General features: G+C 66.0%; 19 protein-coding genes and 3 pseudogenes. 13 read left to right on the top strand and 9 right to left on the bottom strand.

The features are described 5' to 3' along the window. Positions 1–197 precede the first annotated feature (197 nt). Entirely contained in the window at positions 198–1,169 is a 972-nt protein-coding gene (locus QLH51_RS05640) for a DUF2493 domain-containing protein (RefSeq protein ID WP_125656660.1), read from the top strand. Positions 1,170–1,450: 281 nt separating this feature from the next. Next, positions 1,451–1,966 (top strand): hypothetical protein, encoded by a 516-nt coding sequence (locus QLH51_RS05635; protein WP_125656663.1) that lies wholly within the window; start codon positions 1,451–1,453, stop codon positions 1,964–1,966. A gap of 64 nt (positions 1,967–2,030) precedes the next feature. Here QLH51_RS05635 and QLH51_RS05630 read toward each other — a convergent pair whose 3' ends face one another. Then, positions 2,031–2,315, bottom strand: coding sequence for a hypothetical protein (locus tag QLH51_RS05630; protein ID WP_283514414.1), 285 nt, complete (start codon positions 2,313–2,315; stop codon positions 2,031–2,033). Positions 2,316–2,784: 469 nt separating this feature from the next. Between QLH51_RS05630 and QLH51_RS05625 the strand changes: the two genes are divergently transcribed. The 6 genes from QLH51_RS05625 to QLH51_RS05600 all read left to right on the top strand — a co-directional run bounded on the left by QLH51_RS05625 (position 2,785) and on the right by QLH51_RS05600 (position 10,921). Further along, entirely contained in the window at positions 2,785–3,084 is a 300-nt protein-coding gene (locus QLH51_RS05625; protein ID WP_125656666.1) for a CopG family transcriptional regulator, read from the top strand. Next, entirely contained in the window at positions 3,081–5,186 is a 2,106-nt protein-coding gene (locus tag QLH51_RS05620; protein ID WP_125656669.1) for a type IV secretion system DNA-binding domain-containing protein, read from the top strand. Before QLH51_RS05625 ends, QLH51_RS05620 begins: the two co-directional genes overlap by 4 nt. Beyond that, a complete protein-coding gene (gene mobF, locus QLH51_RS05615) occupies positions 5,183–8,137 on the top strand; it encodes a MobF family relaxase (protein WP_125656671.1) in 2,955 nt (984 codons plus the stop codon). The genes QLH51_RS05620 and mobF overlap by 4 nt, the downstream gene beginning before the upstream one ends. Before the next feature lie 71 nt (positions 8,138–8,208). Beyond that, on the top strand, positions 8,209–8,598 hold the full coding sequence (locus QLH51_RS05610; RefSeq protein ID WP_283514413.1) for a restriction endonuclease: 390 nt from the start codon (positions 8,209–8,211) through the stop codon (positions 8,596–8,598). Between the two features lie 83 nt (positions 8,599–8,681). Continuing rightward, positions 8,682–9,200, top strand: a complete 519-nt coding sequence (locus QLH51_RS05605) for a murein transglycosylase (protein ID WP_125656676.1) — start codon at positions 8,682–8,684, stop codon at positions 9,198–9,200. A gap of 521 nt (positions 9,201–9,721) precedes the next feature. Continuing rightward, positions 9,722–10,921, top strand: a complete 1,200-nt coding sequence (locus tag QLH51_RS05600; protein ID WP_125656679.1) for an IS256 family transposase — start codon at positions 9,722–9,724, stop codon at positions 10,919–10,921. 114 nt (positions 10,922–11,035) lie between these two features. Here QLH51_RS05600 and QLH51_RS19925 read toward each other — a convergent pair whose 3' ends face one another. After that, positions 11,036–11,317, bottom strand: a complete 282-nt coding sequence (locus tag QLH51_RS19925) for a transposase (protein ID WP_125656682.1) — start codon at positions 11,315–11,317, stop codon at positions 11,036–11,038. A 255-nt stretch (positions 11,318–11,572) separates the two neighbouring features. On the opposite strand from QLH51_RS19925, the pseudogene QLH51_RS05590 reads away from it, so the two are divergent. From QLH51_RS05590 to QLH51_RS19920, 5 genes and pseudogenes are all read left to right on the top strand, one after another. Next, positions 11,573–12,507 (top strand): annotated as a pseudogene (locus QLH51_RS05590) (IS3 family transposase); the annotation flags it as partial. Positions 12,508–12,554: 47 nt separating this feature from the next. Beyond that, positions 12,555–13,543, top strand: a pseudogene (locus tag QLH51_RS05585) (IS30 family transposase); the annotation flags it as partial. A 174-nt stretch (positions 13,544–13,717) separates the two neighbouring features. Beyond that, positions 13,718–15,247 carry an IS21 family transposase gene (istA, locus tag QLH51_RS05580; RefSeq protein WP_125656685.1) on the top strand — a complete coding sequence of 510 codons (1,530 nt, stop codon included), beginning with the start codon at positions 13,718–13,720 and terminating at the stop codon, positions 15,245–15,247. Beyond that, complete coding sequence (istB, locus tag QLH51_RS05575) at positions 15,244–16,038, top strand: IS21-like element helper ATPase IstB (RefSeq protein WP_125656688.1); 795 nt, start codon at positions 15,244–15,246, stop codon at positions 16,036–16,038. Before istA ends, istB begins: the two co-directional genes overlap by 4 nt. 84 nt (positions 16,039–16,122) lie before the next feature. Next, positions 16,123–16,245, top strand: a pseudogene (locus QLH51_RS19920) (IS701 family transposase); the annotation flags it as partial. Between the two features lie 155 nt (positions 16,246–16,400). Here QLH51_RS19920 and QLH51_RS05570 read toward each other — a convergent pair. From QLH51_RS05570 to QLH51_RS05540, 7 genes are all read right to left on the bottom strand, one after another. Further along, the gene (locus tag QLH51_RS05570) at positions 16,401–17,228 is read right to left on the bottom strand and encodes an IS5 family transposase (RefSeq protein WP_125656691.1); all 828 of its coding nucleotides are present in this window, start codon (positions 17,226–17,228) and stop codon (positions 16,401–16,403) included. Between the two features lie 517 nt (positions 17,229–17,745). Further along, on the bottom strand, positions 17,746–19,455 hold the full coding sequence (locus tag QLH51_RS05565; protein ID WP_125656694.1) for a hypothetical protein: 1,710 nt from the start codon (positions 19,453–19,455) through the stop codon (positions 17,746–17,748). Positions 19,456–19,515: 60 nt separating this feature from the next. Next, on the bottom strand, positions 19,516–20,592 hold the full coding sequence (locus QLH51_RS05560; protein ID WP_125656698.1) for a protein-glutamate methylesterase/protein-glutamine glutaminase: 1,077 nt from the start codon (positions 20,590–20,592) through the stop codon (positions 19,516–19,518). Position 20,593: 1 nt separating this feature from the next. Beyond that, positions 20,594–21,445, bottom strand: a complete 852-nt coding sequence (locus QLH51_RS05555; protein ID WP_125656701.1) for a CheR family methyltransferase — start codon at positions 21,443–21,445, stop codon at positions 20,594–20,596. A 64-nt stretch (positions 21,446–21,509) separates the two neighbouring features. Then, positions 21,510–23,435 (bottom strand): methyl-accepting chemotaxis protein, encoded by a 1,926-nt coding sequence (locus QLH51_RS05550; RefSeq protein ID WP_443018818.1) that lies wholly within the window; start codon positions 23,433–23,435, stop codon positions 21,510–21,512. A 27-nt stretch (positions 23,436–23,462) separates the two neighbouring features. After that, complete coding sequence (locus QLH51_RS05545; RefSeq protein ID WP_125656704.1) at positions 23,463–23,969, bottom strand: chemotaxis protein CheW; 507 nt, start codon at positions 23,967–23,969, stop codon at positions 23,463–23,465. Beyond that, on the bottom strand, positions 23,966–25,780 hold the full coding sequence (locus QLH51_RS05540) for a methyl-accepting chemotaxis protein (RefSeq protein ID WP_125656707.1): 1,815 nt from the start codon (positions 25,778–25,780) through the stop codon (positions 23,966–23,968). The genes QLH51_RS05545 and QLH51_RS05540 overlap by 4 nt, the downstream gene beginning before the upstream one ends. Positions 25,781–25,799 lie beyond the last annotated feature (19 nt).

Raw genomic sequence — 25,799 nt, 5'->3', positions numbered from 1 at the left:
CGCACCGGCCTCAAGGACGGCGGGGCCCCACCATTTTTTTCGGCGGAGCAACCGTCGTCCCCTCATTCGACGGACGGTGGCCGCCGGAAAAAATCGTGACCCCCACCGCCGGCTTCGCCGGTCGCTGCGCGATCCTTGACCCCGGTGCTCGGAGCCCGTGCAGGGGAGGAGACCTCTTGAAGAAGAAGGAGGTTCCGATGACCAACGCAACTGTTTCCCACCTCGCCGACATCGCCGACCTGTTCGCTGACGAAACCGCAGATCCCTCGCACAGCTTCGCCGCCGCCTTCACCGAGACGGTGGATGGCTTCCAGATGACGCGCGGCGACGATCCGATCACCGCGGGACTGCCCGAAGCGTCGGAAGCGGAACGCGCCTCCGAGATGGTGGTGCAGACGATCTTCGACGTGATGCGAGATACCCGGCTGGAGGATATCGCAGTACGGTTGGCGTGGGGTGTCGTCCATGCCTTCCACAAGGTGGCCAAGCAACTCGACGACGAAGCGGACCGGGCGGCGGTGCAGGTCAAGGACCTGATCCGGTCGGCGGACGGTAGCGAGATCGGCACCGTCGAACTGGAGGAGGCGCAGGCGCTTTGCCAGTCGCTGGACGAGGCGCGCGAAGCGGTCGAGTGCATGCGCGACCGTGCGGCGGATACGTTCCGGGTGGAGACCGGACGCCCGTGGTCGGCACCGCGCGCGACTTTGGTGTCGGGCAAGCGCACCGCGTCGGTGATCGACGGGACCAACTTTCTTGCAGCCCGCCGCCAGCGCCGGATCGAAGCGCACGCGCCGCAGGGTCCGGTGGTGCTCTTCTCGGGCGGACAGAAGTGGCACGACCACCAGCAGCTCTGGGACCAGCTGGACCAGATCCACGCGCGGGTGCCGGCGATGGTGCTGGTCACGACGGCGCAGGCGAAGGGGTGCGATGCCATCGCGGCGGCGTGGGCGGCCAGTCGAGGGGTGATGCTGGTGGCGATGGCGCTCAACCACCGGCTTGGAAACCGGGCGGGGTTCGCACGCAACGAGCAGATGGTGAAGCTGCAACCGGTGGAGGCAGTGGTCTGCGAAGGCTCGGGATTGCAGTCGCACCTTGCCCGGATGGTACGCGCGGCGAAGGTGCCGGCGCACTTCTTCCGCTGCGACGGACAACAGGCGGCGGCAGCGTGAATCGCGCGCGGGATCGGTCGGGGTCACACCCGGCCGATCCCCTTTTTTGCTGGCCGGGGAGGATCGACCGCTCTCGGGACCCTGCCCCTGCGGGACTGGGTCCGTCGAGCGGTCGATGCGACGGCGATGCCATCGGCCTCCTGTGCGCGGCTCCGCCGTGCTCGTCGCTGGGACATCCCTGCGGGATGACGTTGACGATCGGTGCAGGTCACCACGGTATCATGCCGGCACCAGAGGAGAGGGGGATTTTGCGGGATGGCCGAACAAAGGAGATCAGAGCCATGACCACGAACGCGACCAACACCGCGAACGCAAAGCCGTCGGTATTCATCTCCGGGTCGATCGCGATCCGGCAATTGTCCGGCCCGGTGACCGAGCGCATCGAGGCGATCTTCGACCGTGGCCTGCCGGTCCTGATCGGGGATGCCCGTGGTGCGGATACGGCGGTCCAGCGGCTCCTCCACGAGCGCGGTGCCAAGAACCTGACGGTGTTCGCGGCTGACGGCTTTCCCCGCAACAATGTCGGCGACTGGCAGGTCCGCAATGTACCGGGCGAAGGCCGTAGCGGCACCGCGGCATTCCACGCCGGCAAGGACCGGGCGATGGCGGCGGAGGCGGATACCGGGCTGGTGGTATGGGACGGCAAAAGTCGCGGCAGTCTCGCCAATATCCATCGGCTCTGCGGGCGGGGATGCTTCGTCGCGGTGTGGCTTGAGGACGAGGCTCGGTTCGAGAACCTCAATTCGGACGAGGCGCGGACGGCATTCGTGGCGCGATATCCGTCCCGCTCGCACTGAACGGTTCGCGCCGCTGGAGGGCGGTACGCTGCGGTCCTGTCGGATTACAGCGTACCGCCCTTCGTCATGCAGCCCTAGCCGTCGGCAGCGCTCTCAGCGCGCCGACGGCAGCGGCTCCACCGACCCGGATCGCGTGGGTCATCAGGTCGCGGAACTCGCGCTCGCTGAGCGCTTCGATGCCGACGTCCTTCACCATCGCAGCGTAGCGATCGCGAAGCGCGCTGCGTGCCTGTGTGACCTCTTCGACCATCTTGCGCTGGCGCGCTTCGAGGTCCGCCAGTCGTTCTCGTTCATTCAGTTTGGGCATGTCCAACTCGCTGTCATCGGGCTGCCCGCCACCCGTCATCATGCGACGCACGCGGTGCGTTCGCAACCCGGATCGGAGGATCGTATCATGACAATCAGCGTCCTATTTCAGTGCAGCGTCGCGGACCGGCGTGCCGCCGGAAGGTATGAAGGTGCCCCCTACCGGGGGAGGTCCGCCATCGTGGCTGATGGTGGTCGCAGCGGTCAGGCCGCTGCGCTGGGGAGGACGCACGTCCTTCGTCCGTTTTAATGCACCGTACGCACGGGTGCTCCGGAGCGAATCCGCCAGTAAACACGATGCTATAGCCGTGTGTGCCATGTACCACGCCGCCGCGCCCGTTTGTGATACACGGCACACTGACCCGGATAGCCAGGAGCTACCCTGCTGATCCTGCTGGATTATGGCTGTGGTACACGGCCCGCACGGCATGTCGTTGATCGCAAGGCGCGATCGGCGTATAGCGACCCTGCTTCATATCCGTGCCGCGGGGCTCCACGTCGGAGCTTCGCCCGTGATCAAGATCAATGTCCGTATCGACGAGGCGCTGCACGCGCGCCTCCAGCGTCGCGCGCATGATGCCGACCTGACGCTGTCCGCCTTTCTGCGCCGGGTACTCCAGCAAGGTGCCGACCCCGCCAACGGCTACGTCTTCTCGTCGCAGGACGAGATCCTGGCGACCTGCATCCAGATCCTCTCGATCGTCGCCACCGGGATCGGCCAGCAATCGCCGAAAGCCCTCCAGCAGGGGATGGCGGACGCCCGCGCGATCCTCACCGAACGGGGCCTGCTCGGCCGGGAGAATGCGCGATGAGCCTCTTCCGGCATGACATGCTCGGCGCCTGGACGAGGGGCGGGCAGGCGACGGTCCACAACGTCCGGATGACCACGCAGGTGTTCTTCCAGACCGCCTTGGCCGGGGTGGTACTCTGGATCGTCGGCATCGTCTGGTACGCGCTCGAGAAATCCACCGAGTACGAACGCTTCGTGCTGGTGAAGCTCGCCGAGGCGGCGATCAAGGTCGATGCCGCGCCCGGTACCAACGACCCCGTCCGCTTCCACGATCCCGCCGGTCGCGAATATTGGACCTCGGCCGACTGGCTGCTTGCCTCCGGGCTGGCGAAGCGGACGTTGCACAGCTTCGAGATATACCTCCTTCACGGGGCGTTGCTCTCCGGCGCGTTCGCGCTGGCGGCGCTTGCCTGGGCCTGGTTCTACTTCGCGCGGATGGGGAAGGGGCTCGGCTCCAACGAGTATCTGCGCGGCGCCCATTTCGGCACCCGCCGCGATGTCCGACGCGCGTTGCGCGGACAGAAGAAGGGGCCGCTCAACATCGGCGGCGTCGCCGTGCCGGAGGCCTATGAGCCCGAGCACATCCTGCTGTGCGGGGCGCCGGGCACCGGCAAGACCAACCTCATCGTCACCATGCTGGAGGGCATCCGCAAGTCCAAGCGGCGCGCGATCGTCTACGACACCGCTGGCACCTTCGTGGAGAAGTTTTACCGCCCCGGCGTCGACACGCTGCTCAATCCGCTCGATGCGCGTACTGCCCGCTGGTCGCCCTGGGTCGATGTGCCGCGCGACTATCATTACGATCAGATCGCGGAGTCGACGATCCCCGACAAGCCGGGCGATCCGTTCTGGGCGAAGGCGGCGCGCGGTACGCTGGTCGCGGTGCTGCGCAAGCTCGCGAGCCAGAAACACACCTATGTCTCGGTGATGCTCGATCGCCTCGTCCGGTCGAAGCTGAAGCACCTCGCCGCCTTCGTCGCGGGGACCGACGCCGCCGCCTTTATCTCCACCGAAGGAGAGCGCACCTCCGCCGGCGTCCAGGCCGAGCTCGCCTCGGTGATGCGCTCGTTCGGCTATCTCGACGATACCGAGGACGGCTTCTCGATCCGCGACTGGGTGGAGGAGGGGAAGGCCGACAGCTGGCTGTTCGTCACCGTCAAGGCCGACCAGCTTCCCTCGCTGCGCCCACTCATCACCGTCTGGCTCGATATCGCCATCTCCGCGATTATGAGCCTCGCCCCCGATCGCGATCGCCGACTTTACTGTGTCATCGACGAGCTGCCGACGCTCCAGAAACTGCCATCGCTGTCCGACTTCCTCGCCCGCGCGCGGAAGTACGGTGGCTGCGGCATCCTCGGCTTCCAGTCCTATCCCCAGCTCCGCGCCACCTATGGCCAGGAGGATGCCGCGGCGATCACCGGCTATTGCTCGACCTGGGTGGCGCTGCGCGCCAACGACACCGACACCGCCAAACATGTCTCCGAGAATCTCGGCCAGGTCGAGCAGGTCGAGGCCAACGAGGGCATGAGCTACGGCGTCAACGACATGCGTGACGGGGTGAACCTGTCGCGGATGCAGGTGACCCGCCCGCTGGTGATGCACACCGAGGTCACCAACCTGCCCAACCTGTCGGGCTATCTGCGCTTCGGCCGCAACCTGCCGGTGATGCGATTCGACGACCGCTACAACCCCATCGCCACCATCGCAGCCGGGTTCGTCGAGCGCACCACCCCGGCGATCCGGCTCGACACGGCGATGACGCTGATCAAGATCGCGCACGCGGAATCGAAGGTCCGCGACGCGTTGGATGTTGAGAAAGCGACGGGGAAGAAGGAGGGGCAGGAGCCGAAGGCAGCACCTGCATCCGTGAAGCCTGCCAACAGCCCGGGCCACTCCGCCGAAGGGGAACCGGCAGCTACCCAGTCCGACCTCTTCGGAGCCAGGTCCGCCATCCCGGCCGGCGTCCCGATCGAGGAAGCCATTCTTGCCGCGGAGGACGGTGAGCTGCCCATTCCACCGCGCGCCGCCTGGGAGATGGTCGGCGGACGCGCGGGCGAGGTGATCTCCCGTTTGGTCCAGCACGGCGAGGCCGATGGTCCCCGTCATGACGCGAGGCCGGCATGATCCATCCCCGCCGCCTCAAGGGGACCCCTGCCAACATCGCCCGCTATTATACGGTGGGCGACTACTACACCAAGGGCGCCGACGAGCATTCCGAATGGGGCGGCGCGCTCGCTGCCGAATTGGGCCTATCGGGCAAGGTAGATCCCGCTGTGTTCAAGGAGCTGCTCGCCGGCAAGGTCGCCGGCCAGCAGCTCGGCCGGCATCGCCAGGAAGGCGGGATCGAGCATCATCCCGGCTGGGACTTCGCGGTCAACGCGCCCAAGTCGGTGTCGATCATGGCGCTAGTCGCGGGCGACGAGCGGATCATCGCCGCGCACGAGCTCGCGGTCGGGGTAGCACTGTCCTATCTGGAAGAGCACGCGACGCTCCGCCGTCGCGACGACGGCAAGATCGTCCACGAGACCACCGGCCGCGTCCTCGTCGCGCGCTTCACCGAGCACGCCAGCCGCGAACTCGACCCCCATCTCCACACCCATGCGGTCGTGCTCAACATGACCAATCGCGAGGATGGCGGGCCGATGGCGAGCCTCGAAACCCGCGCCATGTATGCCGAGCAGATGACCGCAGGGCAGGTCTATCGCAACGACCTTGCCCACTTGGTCCGTGAGCTCGGCTACGAGATCGACAGCGATCCCCGCACAGGGCTGTTCGAGATCCGCGACGTGCCCGGTCGCCTTATGCACGCCTTCTCGCAACGTGCCGAGCAGATCAACGCCTATGCGAAGGAGCATGGCCTGGAAGGGCAGGCGGCGCGGCGGCAGGCGTTCTACGCGACGCGGCCCGCGAAGGAGCGGATCGGGCTCGACGAACTGCACGGTCGCTGGGCCGAGCGATCGGCCGCGGAGCAGGAGAAGCTGGGTGAGGTGCGCGACGCGGCGAATGGCCACGACGTGTCCGTAGACCCCGCCACCGCCGCCCGTGCGACGCTGTTCGGCATCCGCCAGACCGAGACGCGCGAGGCGGTCAACGAGCTCGGGCGCATGCTTCGCGTCGGGCTCGCCAGCCATGTCGGCGAGGTACGGCTGGCGGAGGTCCGGCCGCTGATGGATGACCATGCGGAGCGCCGCAAGCTCCTCACCACTCGCGAGCCGACCGGCGACAAGGTTCTGCTGCGCGGGCGCACGACCAGGCGCACCGCGCGGCTCGAACAGGCGCTCGCCCAGCATATCGCGCTGGGTCTCGACGACGCCCGTCCAATCGCCAACGCCGACCGTTTGCTCCCCATCCTTGAGACCGCCGGGCTCACGCCGCAGCAGGAGCAGGCGGTCGCCGCCGCAGCGCTGACCCGCGATCGGGTGACCGGCGTCCACGGCGTCGCCGGCGCCGGCAAGTCGATGCTGGTGGGGACGCTGCGCACGGCGGCGGAACCCGGCACCGAGTTCATCGCGCTGGCGCCGACCTCGTCGGCCGCCGCCAATCTCGGACAGAGCGCGGGTATTCCGTCGCGCACCGTCGCGAGCCTGCTCGCCACCGGCGGTTACGGCCTCACCCCCGCGCACGTCCTCGTCCTCGACGAGGCCGGGCAACTCGGCAACCGCCAGGCGCTGCGCATGCTGGAGATCAGCCGGGTAACCGGCGCCCGCCTGCTCCTGCTGGGCGACAACAGCCAGACCGGCGCGATCGAGCAGGGCAAGGCGTTCTGGCTGATGCAGCGGCTGGGAATGCCGACCGCGCAATTGACCGAGTCGATGCGTCAGCAGACGCGCTCGATGAAGGCTGCAGTGACCCGGGCCCGGGCCGGCGACTACACCGGGTCGATGGCGGCGCTCGACCGGGTGACGAGCGGCGAAGATACCGAGGAACTAGCCAAGGGCATGGTCGCCGAATGGACGCGGCTGAGCGGGAACACCCGAGCCTCGACCAACATCCTCGTGCTCGAGAACCAGACCCGTCAACTCGTCCACGCGATGATTCGCGACACGCTGAAGCGGGAGGGCGTGGTGGCTGCCGAGGACACGCGGCTGGAGGTACTGTCGTCCGCGCCGATGACCGACCAGGAGAAGCTTTACGCGCGCTTCTACTCGGGCGGGCAGGTGGTGACGTTCGGTCGTGACATCTCGGTCGCAGGGATCGCGTGCGAAACCGAATACCGTGTCGTCGGGATCGGACGCGAGCCGAACGGGCGGCAGGTGGTCAAGCTGGCCAACCAGCATGGACAGATCATCCGCTGGGAGCCGCGGCTGGGGCAGGTCCGCAACGTCAACGTCTTCAACGTCGAGGAGCGCGATCTCGCACAGGGTGACCGCATCCAGTGGCGGCTGGTCAGCCACGAGCTGGGCCTGAAGAACGCCGATCGCGGTACGGTGGAGAAGCTGGCCGAGAACGTGGCGACGATCCGTTGGGATCGCGGCGGCCGGGTGCAGGAGGTCGACCTCGACCGGCACCGCACCTGGGATCATGGGTATGCCGAGACGGTCTATTCGGCGCAGTCGAAGACCTATGCGCGTGTCTACGTCCTGGCGCCGGTCGGCTCCGCGCTGGTCAATGGCCAGAACTATTACACCGCGATCACGCGTGCCCGCTTCGGGGTGAAGCTGTGGACCGAAGACCCGAAGGCGCTGGCCGAGAAGCTCGAACAGAATTCGGGCGAGAAAACCTCGGCGCTGGAAGGGCTGGGACGGCTCGATAAGGACGGGCGTCGCGCGGTGGCTGGGCGGCATCCCGATCAGCTTCAGGAGGGCAGGGCGGAGCAGGAGCGCTGGCGGGAGGAGCGCCGCGAAGGTGTGCTGATGCGACAGCTTGGCCGACGTCCGGCGCCGCCCGACGGCATTGCAGAGCAACTCGCCGAGGGCGCGCGCGAGATCGCGGTGCGGCTCGACCGCTTCCTCCAGGCTGTGCTCGATCGCGAGCGGACGCCGGACCGCGAAGGCAGTGAAGCGCCCGGGCATACGCCTGCCGCACCGTCCCATTTCCCCGAACATACCGTGCGGCAGCGCGGTCCCGAACGCTGAGGTCCGCCATGACCATCCTGCTATTTTGCCTTGCCACCCTCATTGTAGCGCTCGCTTGGAGAGCCTCTCGCGTGCCGATCAAGCATCGCTGGCGACGAAGGCAGGCGCGGATCATGTGCGAGGGGCTCCACGGTCGCGATCGGAGCCAGTCGCCCGCGCTGATCTATGCACGGCTGCGAGCGATGGATGCACTGGCGTTCGAGAAACTGCTGCTCGAAAGCTTCGAGCGACGCGGACACCGCTTCGTCCGTAACCGCCGCGACGACCGCGGCGATGGCGGGATCCACGGGCAGGTGGTGATCGATGGTCGCGTCTGGCTGATCCAGGGCAAACGCTACGCCGGGGCGATCCGCCCCGAGCACGTCCAGGCGTTCGCCTCGCTCTGCACCGTGAGCGGTTTGTCCGGCTTGTTCATCCATACTGGCCGCATCGGTAGCGGCAGTCGCGACGTAGTCGCGTGAAATGGCAAGGTCGAGATCATCTCCGGCCGCCAGCCGCTGGCACTGATCACGGGTGGTGCCGTCACGATCGATGGGAAGGCGCGATGAAACCGGTGGTGGCATCGATCTTCGCGTTACTGATCACACTCTTGGCCGTCCCCTCGGCAGCGGAGGTCCAAAGTGAAGGCACCGTTGCCGATGAGCGATTGATCGCCCGCTGTATCCATCAGTCCGCGCGGGGCAAGCGGTGGCTGGAAAGCACATTGCTGGGGATACGCGACCAGGAGGGAGGGTGGATCGGGGCGGCGGTGCGGAACCGTGACGGCCGCTATGATCTTGGACCGATGCAGATCAACAGTTGGTGGGTGCCTCGCATGGCGCGGCTGCTTGGACGCCCGCCCGAGTCGGTGCGCCTCTGGTTGCGCGACGAAGCCTGCTTCAACATCGAAGCCGCGCGGTGGATATTGCTGATGGAATTTTTCCGCACCCGCGACATCTGGATGGCCATCGCAAGCTATCACAGTCCCGAACATGTTCGGCGACATCGCTACCTCCTCGCTGTTGCCGCAAAAATGCGCCAGCGGAAGGACGATCGCCGGCACGTGCGCCCAGGCGGACTATGAATATCGCCTTCATTTTGGAGGCAAATGGCGATTGGCGATTGGCGAATGAAGGTCAATTCAAAATAAGCGTGGTCATGGTCAGTTGCAATAGATGCTCTTGCTTACGGTGTAATGTCGGAATCGCAGTGGTAGGCGCGCTGATTTCGCGAAGGATTCAGTGATAAAAGTATTTGGTTGGGCGGAATTTGTTGCCGTCGGCTGCCTTGCTTTGCCGGCTGCTTCGCAAGTCACGACGTCGTATAGTTACGACGTACTGGGGCGCCTCGTTTTATCCTCCAGCAGTGGCGCGCCGGCGGGCAGCAGGACGACGACGATTGGCTATGATGCAGCCGGTAACAGGTCTCAATATCGCTCCGTCGATGGGGTCCTGACTCCTACGTGTCAATCAGCGTGGAAAAAGGGCTCTGAAGCACATTTGATTATTTCAGAGGTCGCGTCCCAGGACGTGGTGTAGCTGAGGGGTGGTCATCGAAGATCTTCGGATAGGTTTGGGTTGCGAAACTCAACCGACGGAGACCCCGATGACCGACGATACGAGGGGCGTTCAGGCGCTGGTGGGAAAGAGCGCGGACGCCGATTTCCTGCGCGAGATGATCGGCTTTGCCGCGCAGCGGCTAATGGACCTTGAGGTCGGCAGCCTGACGGGTGCCGGCTACGGCGAGAAGGGCAGCGACCGGCTCGCCCAGCGCAACGGCTACCGCGAGCGCGACTGGGAGACGCGCGCCGGTACGGTGGAGCCGCGCATCCCACGTTTGCGAAAGGGCAGCTACTACCCAGCGTTCCTCGAACCACGTCGGCTTGCCGAGAAGGCACTGACCGCGGTCGTGCAGGAGGCATACATCCAGGGTATCTCGACACGATCGGTCGACGATCTGGTGAAGGCGATGGGGATGTCGGGCATTCCCAAAAGCCAGGTCAGCCGACTTTGCGAGGAGATCGACGTCCGCGTGAAGGCGTTCCTCGACCGCCCCATCGAGGGCGACTGGCCGTATGTGTGGATCGACGCGACATACCTGAAGGTCCGCCAGGCCGGTCGCATCGTCTCGGTCGCGGTCACCATCGCGGTCGGCGTGAATGCCGATGGCAGGCGCGAGGTGCTGGGAATGGCGATCGGCGCGTCGGAGGCCGAGACGTTCTGGACCGATTTTCTGCGCAGCCTTGCCCGGCGGGGTCTGCGCGGCGTGAAGCTCGTCATCTCGGATGCGCATGAGGGCATCAAGGCGGCCGTCTCGCGTGTGTTCAGCGCCACCTGGCAGCGGTGCCGGGTCCACTTCTCCCGCAACGCCATGGCGCACGCTGGCAAGAGCGGGCGTCGCGTCGTCTCGGCCTTCATTGCCACCGCGTACGCGCAGGAAACGCCTGATGCCGCCCGGGGCCAATGGCGGAAGGTCGCCGACCAGCTCCGGCCAAACGTACCCAAACTCGCCAAGCTCATGGACAGCGCCGAGGAAGACGTGCTCGCCTATATGTCCTTCCCGGCCCAGCATCGCACCAAGCTGCACAGCACGAACCCGCTCGAACGCCTGAACGGCGAAATCAAGCGGCGCACCGACGTTGTCGGCATCTTCCCGAACGAGGAGGCCATCACCCGTCTCGTCGGCGCGCTGCTGCTCGAACAAAACGATGAATGGGCGGTACAGCGCGCCCGCTACATCACGCTGGAAAGCGTCGCGCAGTTAAGCGATGATCCCTCCGTCACGCTGCCGTCCATGGCCGCCTGACCAATCCCGGCCTGCCCGGAGATCGATGCGGCTACGACGCCCAAGCTACACCACGCGGTGGGACACAATCATTTCAGAGCCATGCGGTGCCGACCAACCTTGCTTCGAGTAGGTCTAGTTACCGCCTCCGTACATCTGGCGTTTCACGAGTTTGAGCTTGATGATCTGCCCCTCGGTTTGCCCGTTTGACCATGATGTGACGATGGCGACTCGGACCGCGGCGACATCGCGTGCAATTCCATTGGCGGAAGATGCTACCAGGCTGCCTCGTCCACGTTCGATCCAGGGGACAATATCTCCCTCTGTTTTGCGCCTGATCATCTCATGGAACCCCTCGACGACGGTACGCGCCTCAACGAGCGGCGGTACGCCGGCCTCTACGGCTGCAACCGTCACGGTTTCTGCTCTGGACAGGGTACGCGTCCGGTCGTCATCAGCCTGGCGATCGTTCTTGCCGACGGCACGCGGTGCAGGGACTCCGTATCGACCCGCTCAGCCTGTCGTCGCCGGCTAGCCCATTCGGTTACGACCCGTTCCGACCCACGAAATCCTTGTGATCTCAGGCGTCGCCAGAGGTCAGCACCATTGCGGGATCCCTCTGGACTTGCTTCAGAAAAGTGGAGAGTTTTCCTGAGGTGAAAGGCGAACTCGATGACGAAGCAACGACGGTTTACGAAGGAATTCGAGGACGAGGCGGTTCGGCTGGCGGCGACCAGAAGGCGCACGCAGCGTGAGGTTGCGGAAGATCTGGGGGTTGGCCTGTCGACGCTGGTGCGGTGGATCGGGCGCCGGCGTGATCGGCTGATGGAGATGCCTGGCGAAGCGCCGCAGGCAGATATGGCTGCCGAGCTGAAGCGCCTTCGGCGGGAGAACGAAATCCTTCGGCAGGAACGCGACATACTGAAACGGGCGACCGCTTTTTTCGCCCGGGAGGGAAGTCGATGAGGTTCGCGCTCGTCGATCAGGCGAAGAAGGATTTCCCCGTACATCGTCTCTGCCGAGTGCTCGGTGTCAGCCAGAACGGCTATTTTGCCTGGAAGGACCGGCCAGCCAGTCGGCGACAACGCGATGACATGGTGATGCTGGCGCACGTCCGTTCGGCGTTTGCATTATCGAACGGCACATACGGCAGTCCCCGCATGACGCGGGAGTTGCAGGATGATGGCTTCGCCATCGGGCGGCGTCGCACGGCGCGACTGATGCGCGAGAACGGCCTGCGCGGTCGGCAGAAGCGTCAATTCAAACGGACAACCGACAGCGAGCACAGCTGGCCGATCGCGCCGAACATCATCGACCAGGATTTTACGGCGACGACGCCCAACCAGAAATGGGGCGTGGACATCTCGTATGTCTGGACGCGGGAGGGCGGAGCCGGCCAAGGTTCCGGCGATGTGAAGCATCGTTGGAAAGCCGGTGCAGGGTGGTTCTATCTGGCCGTGGTCATCGACCTGTTCTCCCGCCGCATAATCGGCTGGGCCGTCGGCGACCGCCTGCATCGCGACCTGGCGCTGGCCGCGTTGCGCAAGGCCCTCGTCATGCGGCGTCCGCCCGAAGGGCTCATTCATCATTCGGACCGCGGCAGCCAACGCGGATTCAATCGGTCGTCGCAACGCTGTGCGAATGGAGGCGTGCGATGGATATCAAGAAGCGGCGCTCGGGGCAGTGCACCCGGCCGCCATTACGGTCTCCGGGGCGACCGCCGGTTGCCAATCGGGAAGTGCGTGAACTGTTCTGGCGGTATGTATCTGTCGGCATGAGCAGCGAGGCGGCAGCGGTGAAGGCAGGAGCGTCACAACCGGTTGGCAGCCGCTGGTTTCGGGAGGCGGGCGGGATGCCACCAGCGGCGTTCAGGCCATCGGCGAAGCCTTTGTCGGGCAGATACCTGTCGCTGGCGGAACGCGAGGAGATCGCATTGCTGCTGGTCCAGGGGCATGGCGTCTGTGAGATCGCCCGCCGGGTCGGACGTGCTGCCTCGACCATCTCGCGCGAAGTCCGGCGCAATGCGGCAACTAGCGGTGGCAATCTCGACTATCGCGCGACGACGGCGCAGTGGCATGCCGAGCGGGCAGCGCGTCGGCCCAAGGTCGCGAGGCTTGCGGCCAACGACATGCTGCGACGCTGGGTTCAAGACCGGTTGAGCGGAGCCGTTGCCAGACCCGGTGGCCCGTCCGTCCTCGGTCCATCGGTATCATCATGGAATGGACGGCGGCATGGGCCGCGTCAGAACCGGCGCTGGTCAAAGGCCTGGAGCCCGGAGCAGATTGCCGGGCGTCTGCCCATCGAGTTTCCGGACGACGACGGCATGCACATCAGCCACGAGCCCATCTACCAGGCACTGTTCGTGCAAGGCCGCGGCGCTCTGCGCCGTGAACTCACCGCATGCCTGCGCAGCGGACGGACATTGCGCTGCCGCGGGCGCGGATCGGCCAGCGTGGCAAGAGCTTCGTATCGCCCGAGATCATGATCAGCGAGCGCCCCGCCGAATCCGACGACCGGGCCGTCCCAGGTCATTGGGAGGGCGACCTCATCCTCGGGCTCGGCAGCTCCGCGATCGGCACGCTGGTCGAGCGCACCACCCGCTTCACGATGTTGCTGCATTTACCACGCATGGAAGGTCACGGGGCGGCGCGGGGTACCCAGCGACAATTACGATGAGCGCATGAGCGTCAATTAGGTTGAGCGGTTGGGGGTTTGCTTCCGGGAGGGCGTAGCCCGAGCGGGAGCAAACCCCCAACCGCTTCGGCTTCGCCTGCGGGTCGGCCCCGGCGCGTTTTTCCCCTTGCGAGGGGGCGAGCGATGCCAGGCAGACACATCACCGACCAGCAAGTGAGGCTCTATATGAATGCCCGTCTGACCCGCCCCCAGACCAACGCTGCCGCCATGGCCGGCATCTCCGTCGCGACCGGTCGTCGCATCGAGCGCGACCCGCGACCGCCGTCGGCGCGCAAGGAAGCTCGCCAGTACCGCACCCACGTCGACCCGCTGGAGGGGCTGTGGGAGACGGTCGTCGTTCCCATGCTCGAAGCGGCACCCGGCCTGCGGCCGGTAACGGTACTGGGCGAGCTGGACCGCCGTCATCCCGACCGGGTCACCCCGGCCATCCGGCGTACGCTGGAGCGGCGCGTGCGCGCCTGGAAGGGGCTGCACGGCCCGGACAGGGAGGTCATGTTTCCCCAGACCCATAGCCCGGGCCGCATGGGGATTTCCGACTTCACCTACATGGGCAAGCTGGGCGTGTGCGTCGCCGGGGTGCCGCTCGACCACCGGCTCTATCATTTCGCGCTGGTCTATTCCGGGTTCGAACACGGCGAGGTCGTGCTGGGCGGGGAGAGCTACACCGCGCTGGCGACCGGCCTGTCACAGGCGCTCACCATCCTGGGCGGCACGCCGCACGAGCACCGCTCCGACAGCCTAACGGCCGCGTTCCGCAACCTGTGCATCGACGACGCGCAGGATCTCACCCGCCGCTTCGCCGCGCTGGCGGCGCATTACGGCATGGTGCCGACGCGCAACAACCGCGGCGTCGCACACGAGAACGGCGCCATCGAGAGCCGGCACGGGCATCTGAAGGACCGCATCGCACAGGCGCTGCTGCTGCGCGGCTCGTCCGACTTCACTTGCCTCGACGACTATCGCACCTTCGTCAGCGGCGTCATCGCCGACCACAACCGGCGGCACGCCGGCAAAATCGACATCGAGCGGGCGCATCTGCGCGCGCTGCCGCCTACACCTGCGGCGACATGGGACGAGGCCAGCGTGCGCGTCACCAGTTCGTCCGGCTTCTCGTTCCGCCACGCCTTCTACACCGTGCCTTCGCGGCTCATCGGGCATCGCCTGCACCTGCACGTCCACGACGAGCGCATCGAGGCGTTCCTGGGAGCAGCGCTCGTCGTGACGCTGCCGCGCGGTCGCGCGCCGGCGAAGACGGCCGGGCGCACCACCACTCATGTCGTCGACTATCGTCACGTCATCGGCTCGCTGCGCGCCGAGCCCGGCGCGCTTGCCGGGCTCAGCTATCGCGATGCGCTGTGGCCACGCCCGGCATACCGGCGGGCATGGGACGCGCTCAGCACTGTCAGGTCCGCACGCGATGCGGGCCGCACCATGGTCGGCCTGCTCGCGCTCGCCCACGACCAGGGCGTCGAGGCCGATCTGGCCGTCGCGCTCGCCGCCATCCTCGATGCCGGCGGACTGCCCGGCCTCGCCGATCTGCGCGCCCGCTTCATGCCCGCCAGCGCCACCCTCCCGTTGGTCCATGTCGAGATGCCCGGTGCGGGCAGCTACGACCGGCTGCTGAGCGCGACCGCGATGGAGCTGGCGGCATGACCCTCACCACCGACACCGCCCGCCTGCCGCTGCTCCTGACCGAGTTGCGCCTGCCCACTGTCGCCAGGCTGTGGGCCAGCATCGGCGACACCGCCGACACCGAGGGCTGGCCGGCCGCGCGGACGCTTGCCACGCTCCTCGAACACGAGGTCGCCGAGCGCGCCAACCGCCGCACCGCCCGGCATCTCCTCGAGGCGCGGCTTCCTGCAGCCAAGACCATCGACACCTTCAACTTCGCCGCCACCCCGATGGTCAGCCTCGCGCGCATCAATGCGCTCGCGGCCGGCGACAGCTGGCTCGACAGCGGCACCAACATCCTGCTGTTCGGTCCGCCCGGCGTCGGCAAGACGCACCTGAGCGCAGCGCTTGGCCATGCGCTCGTCGAGGCCGGACACCGCGTCCTGTTCGCCCGCACCACCGACCTCGTCCAGCGACTCCAGACCGCCCGCCAGGAACTGCGCCTGGCCGCCGCCATCGAGAAGCTCGACAAATACCGCCTGCTCATCCTCGACAACCTCTCCTACGTCAGAAAAAGCCAGGCCGAGACCTCCGTACTCTTCGAGCTGATCAGCGCCCGCTACGAGCGCCGTTCCATTCTCATCACCGCCAACCAGCCCTTCGGCGCATGGGACGACATCTTCCCCGACCCCGCCATGACCGTCGCGGCCACCGACCGCCTCGTCCACCACGCCATCATCCTCGAGATGAACACCGCAAGCTACCGGCGAAAAACCGCCCAGGCCCGCGTCACCGGCACCATCTCAAGCGCGGATCCATCACCTTCCAATTGACGCGCCCCGTCAATTAGCCGACCTACACATACCCGCAGGCGCTCATCCTAATTGACGCGCTCCGCTGATCGTAATTGTCGCGCCATAGGCCTGGCCCATTTCGAAGGACGATCGTGGCCGGGACCACATCGCCACGCATTGATGACGATGCTCGCCTACGCCTTCCTGCAATCCCGCCGCCTCGAGGCCGCGGGACGGAAAAAAAGAGTCGGTGGACCGCCCCCGCAACCGACCCTGCCATCCATCCGGCAAGCGATCCTCGACCGCCTGGTACGACCACCGCCAACGTATTGCCCCACGGTCATAAGCGGTTGCCGAACCCTAACCAACCAACTCTGCCAAAGTAGTGCTAAGAGCCCGACTCATAATTCGATCTTTGCGATGCGGCGTGTCATGCGCCTGATGGAAGCGATGAGGAGCCATGCCTCGGACGAGGCGATGGAAGTCTCCCAGTCCTTGGCGAGGCGTCGGCATCGGTTAAGCCATGCGAAGGTGCGCTCGACGACCCAGCGGCGCGGCAGGACGACGAAGTGCCTGACGTCGGAACGCCTGATAGTTTCGATGGCAAGGCGGTCGAGATGCGCGATGGCGGCCTCCAGCTTCGGCCCGGCATAGCCGCCATCGGCGAAGAAGCGACCCAGCGAGGGATATGCATCCCGGCAGCGCTCGATGAGGTCGGGCGCGCCGTCACGGTCCTGGATGTCGGCGGAATGGACGAGGGCGTCGAGCAGGTTGCCGACCGTGTCGGTGGCGATGTGACGTTTGCGACCTCTGACCTTTTTCCCGGCATCATAGCCGCGCGGTCCGTCGACTTCGGTGGTCTTTACCGATTGACTGTCGATGATGCCCGCAGTCGGTTCGGCCGCGCGGCCCTCCGCGATCCGTGTACAGGCCACCAGCACCGCGATGATCGCATCGAGCAGGCCGTTGCCCCGCATCCGGTAGAAATGGTATTGCACGGTCGTGAACGGCGGGAAGTCCCTAGGCAACTGCGCCCACTGGCACCCCGTCCTCGCAAGGTACTGGATCGCGTTCCACAAATCCCGTGCCCGATGCAGGCGCGGGCGCCCCACCTTCGTCGTTAGTGCCAGCAGCGGGGCTATAATCGCCCATTCCCGGTCGGTGCAGTCGCTTGCGTAGCGCAGCCCTCGTCTGTCATGCTCGCGCCGAGCGGTTTCGTTCCAGGTCATGTGATCTCCGTGGTCTTCGCAACCCCCGGTGAATCACAACTGGCTGAAATCGCTCAACTCAATTCTCGGTCGGGCTCGAAACGTAGCGACGAGGAAACGTCGCTGGTTGCGCCGTACCTGCTGGATGCCGGTCCTTTACAGCGCCGACACTTATCTCGGAACCGGTCAGATCGTTCCTGGGCATCGGCTCCTGATCGAAGGCATTGGCGATGAGCTTGCCCAAGGTCGGATCGGCGGAGGCCCTCCGCGATCACGGTCGACGCCTTGAGCCTGGCGCCATCGGCCGAATAGACGTCGCTCAGCGGCTACATCATTGCACAGATACGCTGGTGCAGGGGCCGTCCACCCCATCACGTCAGGTCCATGAAACGGGCTGCAGGTCACCACGCAGCTGATCGACAAAGCTGATCGCCTAAGGCGTTGGAGTTCTTCGGCGGGATCGACATTCAGGACACCCAAACGAGTTGAAGGCCGATTCAAAAGAATCGGTGTCGAAGCGCGGGGCGAATGATCGGCGTCAGAACAGGCCGTCATCGTCGTCATCGTCCTCGACCGCCGCGGCGGCGGTGCCGACGACCGCGAAACAGGCCGGGACACAGGCGGCATGGACGTCGCGTTCCTGCGCCATGGTGTAGAGCGCGGTGATTCGCGGCAGCAGGTCGCCCAATGCCGCCATCGCAGGATCGCCGGGCGCGTCGACCGTGGGCGTCGATGCCAGCACCGCCGCCGCCTGTCGCATCGTCGCGCCCAATTTCAGTTCCGCGCCGATCTCATCGCCCGCGATGGTCAGCAATTCCATCAACTGGCGGGCATCGTCGCCCCCTTCGCGCACGGCAAGGTCGGTGCGCTGGCACCCTTCGCGGATGACGACCAGCGCCTGCGCGAGCTTGGTTCCCATGTCGCGGTCGCCTGCATCGCCGCGCTTGATCATCAGCGTGGTGTTCACTTCCGCCAGTTCGTTGATCGGCTGGCCGATGCCGCGCATCGCATTGCCCAGCGAATGGGCATAGATGTCGACCTCGCTGGCGACGACCGACACCGCCTTGCCCAGTTCGCCGTGGCGGCGGCACAGCAGGCGGGTGTTGGTCGCGATGTCCTGGACGTTGAACTGGACCCGCTGCAATTGTTCGAGGCGGCCGGTCAGTTCGCGGACGGTGTCGGTTATCAGGTCCAGCATCGACGCCGACCGCTGGTCCGCCTCCTGCAACTGCACGGTGATGACCGCGACCTCGCCGACCGCTTCCTCGATCTGGATCAGGAACGGGCGACCGTTGCCGCCGGCATCGTCGTCGATCAGGTCGAGCAGCGAAGCGGTATCGGGCTGCAACGCGTTCAGCGATTCGAGCAGCAGCGCGGCGTCGCGATCGAAATCGTTGGCGCTGGTTTCGAGCAGCGCGGCGAGAAGGTGGTGGACCACCCCGTTCACCTCCGCCTGATCGGCGGGATCGGTCAGATCGTGGGGTGCGCTGTCGAGGAGTTGCAGCGCCGACACGACGTGTTCCAGCCGCTGCCGCGTGCTGTCGCCGACCTGCAACGCGCCCAGCATCGTCGCGACCCGGCCCTGCACGGTGCGGGCGATCGTCGCTACCTGCCGCGCCATCGATGCGACATCGCCCAGATGGCTGTGCAGCGCGCCGGCGTCGCGGGTCAGCCGCTGCGGCACCGCCGGCAGGATCTTGCGCGCCTCCGCCGCGAGCAGGCGTCCGGCCTGCTGCACGCTGCCGACGCTGCCCGACAGTTCCTTCAGCTTGGCGAGGAAGCCTTCGAGATGTTCCTCACCCGCCGCCAGCCGTTGGCCCATGTCGTTGACGAAGCCGACGAACGCCGTTTCGCCCGATGCCGCGATCTTGATGTTCATGCCGTAGATGTGGAGGACGCGCAGCGCCTGCCGCATGTCCATGACATGGTCGCGCAGGACGCGCGACGCCGTGCCGATGCGCGCCATGTCGGCATCGCGGTCGGCCTGTACCTGTGGCAAGCCATCGAGCTGTAGCGCGACGTCCTTCAGGCTGGTGACCGCGATTCCCGCCACGCTTTCGTCGAGCGCGCCAGTGACCTCCTCGATCGAGGTGATGATCCGGTCGATCGTGTCGATCGCGGTAGCAAGGGTGGTGCCCGCGCGGACGAAACGGGCGTCCATGCCCGCCGCGGTCAGCGCCAGCGTACGCTTCAGGTCGATGGTGTCGAGTTCCATCGCCTCGGCAGGATCGATACGGATATGCTGCATGGGATCAATCCTTGGCGTTGACGGGGGAGGGTCGGGCGGCGGCGGGGCGGGCGGCGACGGTCATCGTGCGGTCGCCTGCAACAGTTCGCGGGCGATGGCGCCCAAGGGTACGACCCGGTCGGCGGCACCGCGGGCGATCGCTTCCTTGGGCATACCGAACACGATCGAGGTCGCTTCGTCCTGCGCGACGGTGCGGGCGCCCGCCTGTTTCATTTCCAGCAGGCCGCGCGCGCCGTCGTCGCCCATGCCGGTCATGATGATGCCGACCGCGTTCGATCCGGCGTTGCGGGCGGCCGACCGGAACAGCACATCGACCGACGGACGGTGCCGCGACACCAGCGGTCCTTCCTTCACCGACACGACATAGCGCGCGCCCTGTCGTTCCAGCAGCGTGTGGCGCAGCCCGCCGGGCGCGATCAGCACATGGCCGCGCATCACCGTGTCGCCGTCCTCCGCTTCCTTGACGTCGACCTGGCACAGCCCGTTCAGCCGCCTGGCGAAAGCGCGGGTGAAGCTTTCCGGCATGTGCTGGACGATGACGATGCCCGGCGAATTGGCGGGCAACGCCTCCAGCACCTCGCGCAGCGCTTCCGTCCCGCCGGTCGATGCGCCGATGCAGACGACCATCTCGGTCGTCCGGCTCATCGCCCGGCCGGTGGGTGGGGGCAGGACCGCGTCGGCGGTCAGCTTCGCCGCCGGTGCGCCGGACCGGGCGCCGGCCGCGCGGCTGCGCACGCGTGCCCGCGCCGCGCCCTTCACGGTTTCACGGATCATCATCCGCGATTCGTTCAGATGGTCGGCGATGCCCATGCGGGGTTTCAGGATGACGTCGACCGCGCCCGCCTCCAATGCCTGGAGCAGCGTTTCGGAGCCTTCCTCGACCAGCGACGAACACATCACCACCGGGATCGGCCGCTGGCTCATCAGCTTGCGCAGAAAGGTGACGCCATCCATGCGCGGCATCTCGACGTCCAGCGTGATGACGTCGGGCACTTCCTCCTGAATGTAGCGTGCGGCGGCGAACGGATCGGCGGCGGCGGCGATGACCTCGATTTCCGGATCCTCGCTTAGGATCGCGGTCATCGCCTGGCGGACGCTGGCGCTGTCGTCGATGATGAGGACGCGGATCTTGCCCATGTCAGTCCTTCATGAAGACGGTGTAGGAGACCGCCGTGACCGGCAGGTCGATTCCGGCGATCGATTCCGAATGGCCGAGGAACAGGTATCCCCCCGGACGCAGGCATTCGCACAGCCGGCGAACGACCTTTCCTTGCGTTTCCTTGTCGAAATAGATCAGCACGTTGCGACAGAAGATGATGTCCATCGGTTCGCCGACGGGGTAGCGGGCGTCCATCAGGTTGAGCTGGGCGAAGCCGATCGCCGAACGCAGCGCCGTGGTGACGCGCACCTGCCCCGCCTTGCGGTCGAGCGACGTCATAAGATAGCGCTGGCGCAGCGCCGGCGGCACCGGTTCGACCAGCGCCGCAGGATAGATGCCACGTCGCGCCGTTTCCAGCACCGCCGTATCGATGTCGGTGGCGAGAATGCCGTAATCCGGACCGCCGCCCTGCGCGAACTGGTCGAGCACCATCGCCATCGTGTACGGCTCGGCACCCGTCGAGCAGGCGGCGCTCCATGCCCGGATGCGCCGCTGCCCGGTTTTCGCCAGCGCCGGGAGCGCGGTCTTCGCCATGAAGTCGAAATGGCCGGGTTCGCGGAAGAAATCGGTCTTGTTGGTGGTGACGGCGTTGATGAGGTGCGTCAGTTCGGCGGGATCGGCATCCCCGCTGAACAGATGGTCGCAATACTCGTCCAGCGTGGCCATGCCGGTATCGCGCAGTCGCCGCTGCAATCGCCCTTCGAGCATCGTCGACTTGGTCCGGGGCATCTTGATGCCGGTCCGGTCGTAGATCAGCGTCGACAGCCGCGCGAACTTGTGCGGGCTGAGCCGGTCGGCGCCGGGAGGCGTCAGGGCGATTGCGGCAGTCATGGTCGGTTGTTTCCAGTCGACGGAAAGGTCGGGAAGCGGCGGGTATGTCGGGTGAGCGGATGGCTCACGCCGCCCGGCCGAAGGAGGCATCGTCGCTGTCCGGTCCGCCTTGCGTCAGATCAAGCGCGAAGCCGCGGGCGCGGGACTGTTGATCGGCGACCGATCCGGTCTTGGGGCGCTTGGTGGCCGGGATCTTTGCCTTCACCTTGGCGACGGGCGCGCGCGCTGCACGAGCGACGGAAGCGGTGGCGCGCGAGGGTTCTTCGATCCGGAAGAACGCGATGCTGCCTTGCAGGTCTTCCGCCTGACCGGCCAGTTCGTCCGACGTGGACGAAATCTGTTCCGACGCACCGGCATTCTGCTGCGTCACCTGGTCGAGTTGTTGCAGCGCCTGGTTGATCTGGCTGGCGCCGATATCCTGTTCGCGGCACGCCGCGCTGATTTCGGACACCAGTTCGGCGGTGCGGCGGATGTCGGGCACCAGCTTGGTCAGCATCTCGCCCGCCTTGGCGGCGGCCTGCACCGTTTCCGACGAAACCGAACTGATCTCGGCGGCCGCCGTCTGGCTGCGTTCGGCGAGCTTGCGGACTTCCGACGCGACGACCGCGAAGCCGCGACCATGTTCGCCGGCACGGGCCGCTTCCACGGCGGCGTTCAGCGCCAGCAGGTCGGTCTGGCGGGCGATTTCCTGCACGATGCCGATCTTTTCGGCGATCGTCCGCATCGCACCCACCGCACGGTCGACCGCGACACCGCTCGCTTCGGCATCCTTCGACGACTGGCGCGCGATCTTTTCGGTCTGCGCGGCATTGTCGGCATTCTGTTTGATGTTGGCGGCCATCTGCTCCATCGACGCCGATGCTTCCTCGGCGGCGGCGGCCTGTTCGGTCGCGCCCTCGCTCACCTGTTGCGACGAGGATGACAGTTGCTGGCTGCCGGCGGCGACCTGATCGGAAGCGGACGCCACGTCGCCGGCGAATTTCGAGAGATTGTCGACCAGCGAGTTGATCGCGTCCTTCATCCGCTGATGATCGCCGTCGCACTCGATCTCGACGCGCTGGGTCAGATCGCCGGTGCTGACCAGCCGCAAAACCCGATTGCCCTCGCCGATCGGCAGCAGGATCGCGTCGAGCATACCGTTGATGCCGTCGACCAGCTTCGAGAAGTCGCCACGAAAGCGTCCGGTATCGCCACGTTCGCTGAGGCGCCCCTCGGTCGAGGCGCGGATCAGGCGCTGGATCTCACCGGTTATGTCCTTGAAGTTTCCGCGCAGCGTTTCGACGGTTTCGTTGATGAACGCCTTCTTGCCGGGGAATTGTTCGAGCTGAGCCTCGAAATCGCCTTCGCCGAACGCCTTGATACAGCCCATCGCCTTTTTCTTCACGGCGATGTGACCGGCGACCATGTCGTTGATACCGCGCGCCATGACGCCGAAGTCGCCGGGGAATTTCTCGGCGGCAACGACGACGTCGATGTCGCCGCGATCATGTTCGGCGGACATGTGGTTCATTTCGGCGATCAGCGTCTTCAGGTTTCCGCGCAGCGTTTCGATGGCGTCGTTGATGAACGCCTTCTTGCCCGGCAGCTTGTCGAGCGGCGCTTCGAAGTTGCCGATGGCGATCTCACGGATGCAGGCCATCGCCATCTTCTTCACGTCGATGTGGGCGGCGACCAGCGTGTCGACGCGATCGGCCATCACGCGAAGGTCGCCGTGAAAGGCCGGCGACGACAGCACGGCGTCGATGTCGCCGCGTCGATGTTCGGCAATGACATAGGCAAGACCGTCGTTCATGCGAACGACCGGCGTCAGCGCCGCATCGAGGAGCCCGTTCACCGCCGCCAGCATGGCGCGCGCCTCACCGGTCGCCATATCTTCGCGTGCCCGACGGGTCAGGTCGCCATCGGCGATCGATTGCGTCAGCGCATGGATCTCGGCGATCGCTGCTGCCGGGCGGGCGCTATGCTTGATCTGGGAGAACATCTTCGGCATCCTCTTCTATGTTTTTGTTATCGCGGGTCAGGCCGCTTGGGAAAGGGTGGCAAGCCGGTCCATGTCGTCGGCGGCAAACCGGTCCATGTCGTCGGCGGCAAAGACGTGCGCGACGTCGATGATGACGACGAAGCCATCGGCCTCGCGCACCACCCCCGCGATATAGTCGGACCGCCAGCGCATTCCGATATCGGGGGCGCTTTCCAGTCGATCGCGTTCGAACGTGGCGACGGCGATCACGCGGTCGACGACGAGGCCGAGCGCCAGCGTCCGGTCGGGAAGCGGTACGTCGACGATCAGCACCCGCGTGGCGAGCGTGGGGTCGACGGGCGCAAGGCCCAGCCGGACCCGCAGGTCGATCATCGGCACCCCGGACCCGCGCACGTCGGTCAGCCCGAGCATCCACGACGGACCGTTGGGAACGCGAAAGGCGGGGGTGTAGTCGAGGATCTCGCGGACCATCGTCACCGATACCGCGAAGACCTCTTCCCCCAGGCCGAAGGTGACGACCTGCGTCGGGGCGGCGGCGCTCATGCCGCGCGTCCGAAGCTGACGTCGTCACCGTCCGGGCCGCCTTGCGCGAGATCAAGCGCGAAGCCGCGGGCGCGTGCCTGCTGGTCGGCGATCGATCCGTTCCTGGCCTTGGCGACCGCCGACGGAGCCTTGACCTTGGTCTTCGGCTTCACCGGGGCGGCGGGCTTGCGGATCGCCGGACGACGCGCGGTCGAAGTGTTGCTGTCGTCGAAGCGGAAGAACGCGATGCCCTGCTGCAGTTCTTCCGCCTGACCTGCCAGTTCCTCGGACGTCGAGGAAATCTGTTCGGAGGCTGCTGCGTTCTGCTGCGTCACCTGGTCGAGCTGCTGGATCGCCTGGTTGATCTGGCTCGACCCGATGTCCTGCTCGCGACAGGCGGCGCTGATCTCGGACACCAGTTCGGCGGTGCGGCGGATGTCGGGCACCAGCTTGGTCAGCATCTCACCAGCCTTGGCGGCGGCCTGCACCGTTTCCGACGATACCGAGCTGATCTCGGCAGCGGCGGTCTGGCTGCGTTCCGCCAGCTTGCGGACTTCCGAGGCGACCACCGCGAAACCGCGACCATGTTCGCCGGCGCGGGCTGCTTCCACGGCCGCGTTCAGCGCCAGCAGGTCGGTCTGGCGGGCGATTTCCTGTACGATGCCGATCTTTTCGGCGATCGTCCGCATCGCACTGACCGCACGGTCGACCGCGACACCGCTGGCTTCGGCGTCCGACGACGACTGGCGGGCGATCTTCTCGGTCTGGGCGGCATTGTCGGCATTCTGTTTGATGTTGGCGGCCATCTGCTCCATCGACGCGGATGCCTCCTCGGCGGCGGCGGCCTGTTCGGTCGCACCCTGCGACACCTGGTCGGCGGTGGACGACAACTGCTGCGTGCCGGCGGCGACATTCTGTGCCGCGATCGTGGCATCGCCGATGACGCCGCGCAGGCGGTTGGTCATGCTGACCAGCGCGTGGCCCAACTTATCGTGCTCGGACAGTGGCTTGTAGTCGACGGTCAGGTCGCCCTGGGCGATCGTTTCGGCCAAAGCCGCCGATTTGCGCAGGTCGGCGGTCATCGCGTTGATCGTATCGACCAGATCCTTGATCTCGTCGTTCGACTTCACGGCTACTTCATTGTCGAGGTCGCCGATCGCTACGGCGCTGATCGCGACGCTAGCGGTCTTCAGACCGCGCGAGACGGTGAGGGCGATCCAGATGGCAGCGCCGATCGACAACAGCAACGCCAGTCCGGCTACTACAAACAAGAGGTTGCGGCTTTCGGCGTACAGGACATCAGTGTCGGTGGACGTCTTCGCCATCGATTCCTGCACCCGCGCGACCATCGCGTCGATATCGTCGTCCAGCTTCGAGGCCAGCTTTGGCTGTTCGCTCGACGCGAGCACGGCGGCCTCGGCGTTCTTGTTGGCGAGACCGAGTTCGCGGATCCTGTTGAAGACGGGCAGCAATGCCTGATAATCCGCCCGGATTCTCTGCCAGCCCGCTTGGCGATCGGCTGGAGCCGACTGCTGGGCTTCATCGAGATATTTGGCGATCAGGGCCTGGCTCTGCACGATTTTGGCATCATAAGCCTTCATGAGCGTCATATCGCTGTTCGCGGCGAGCGCCATCTGCGCGGACTGCATACCGCTGCTTTCGGCCGCGATCGACTGGGCGATGGCCAATCGCTTGACCGGACCCGCGACGAGTTCGTTGATCGCATCGTTGAGCGTATTCATCCGGGTCACGCCGACGAATACGATCGCCAGTATCATGAGAATGAGGACGGTGAACGTCGCTCCCAGCTTCATCTTGATCGTTGCACGCATGGTTTATTCCCCCCCCGGG

The organism is Sphingomonas sp. 2R-10 (genome assembly GCF_030062225.1).
Taxonomy (GTDB): domain Bacteria; phylum Pseudomonadota; class Alphaproteobacteria; order Sphingomonadales; family Sphingomonadaceae; genus Sphingomonas.
This window is presented reverse-complemented; position numbering and strand designations above follow the sequence as displayed.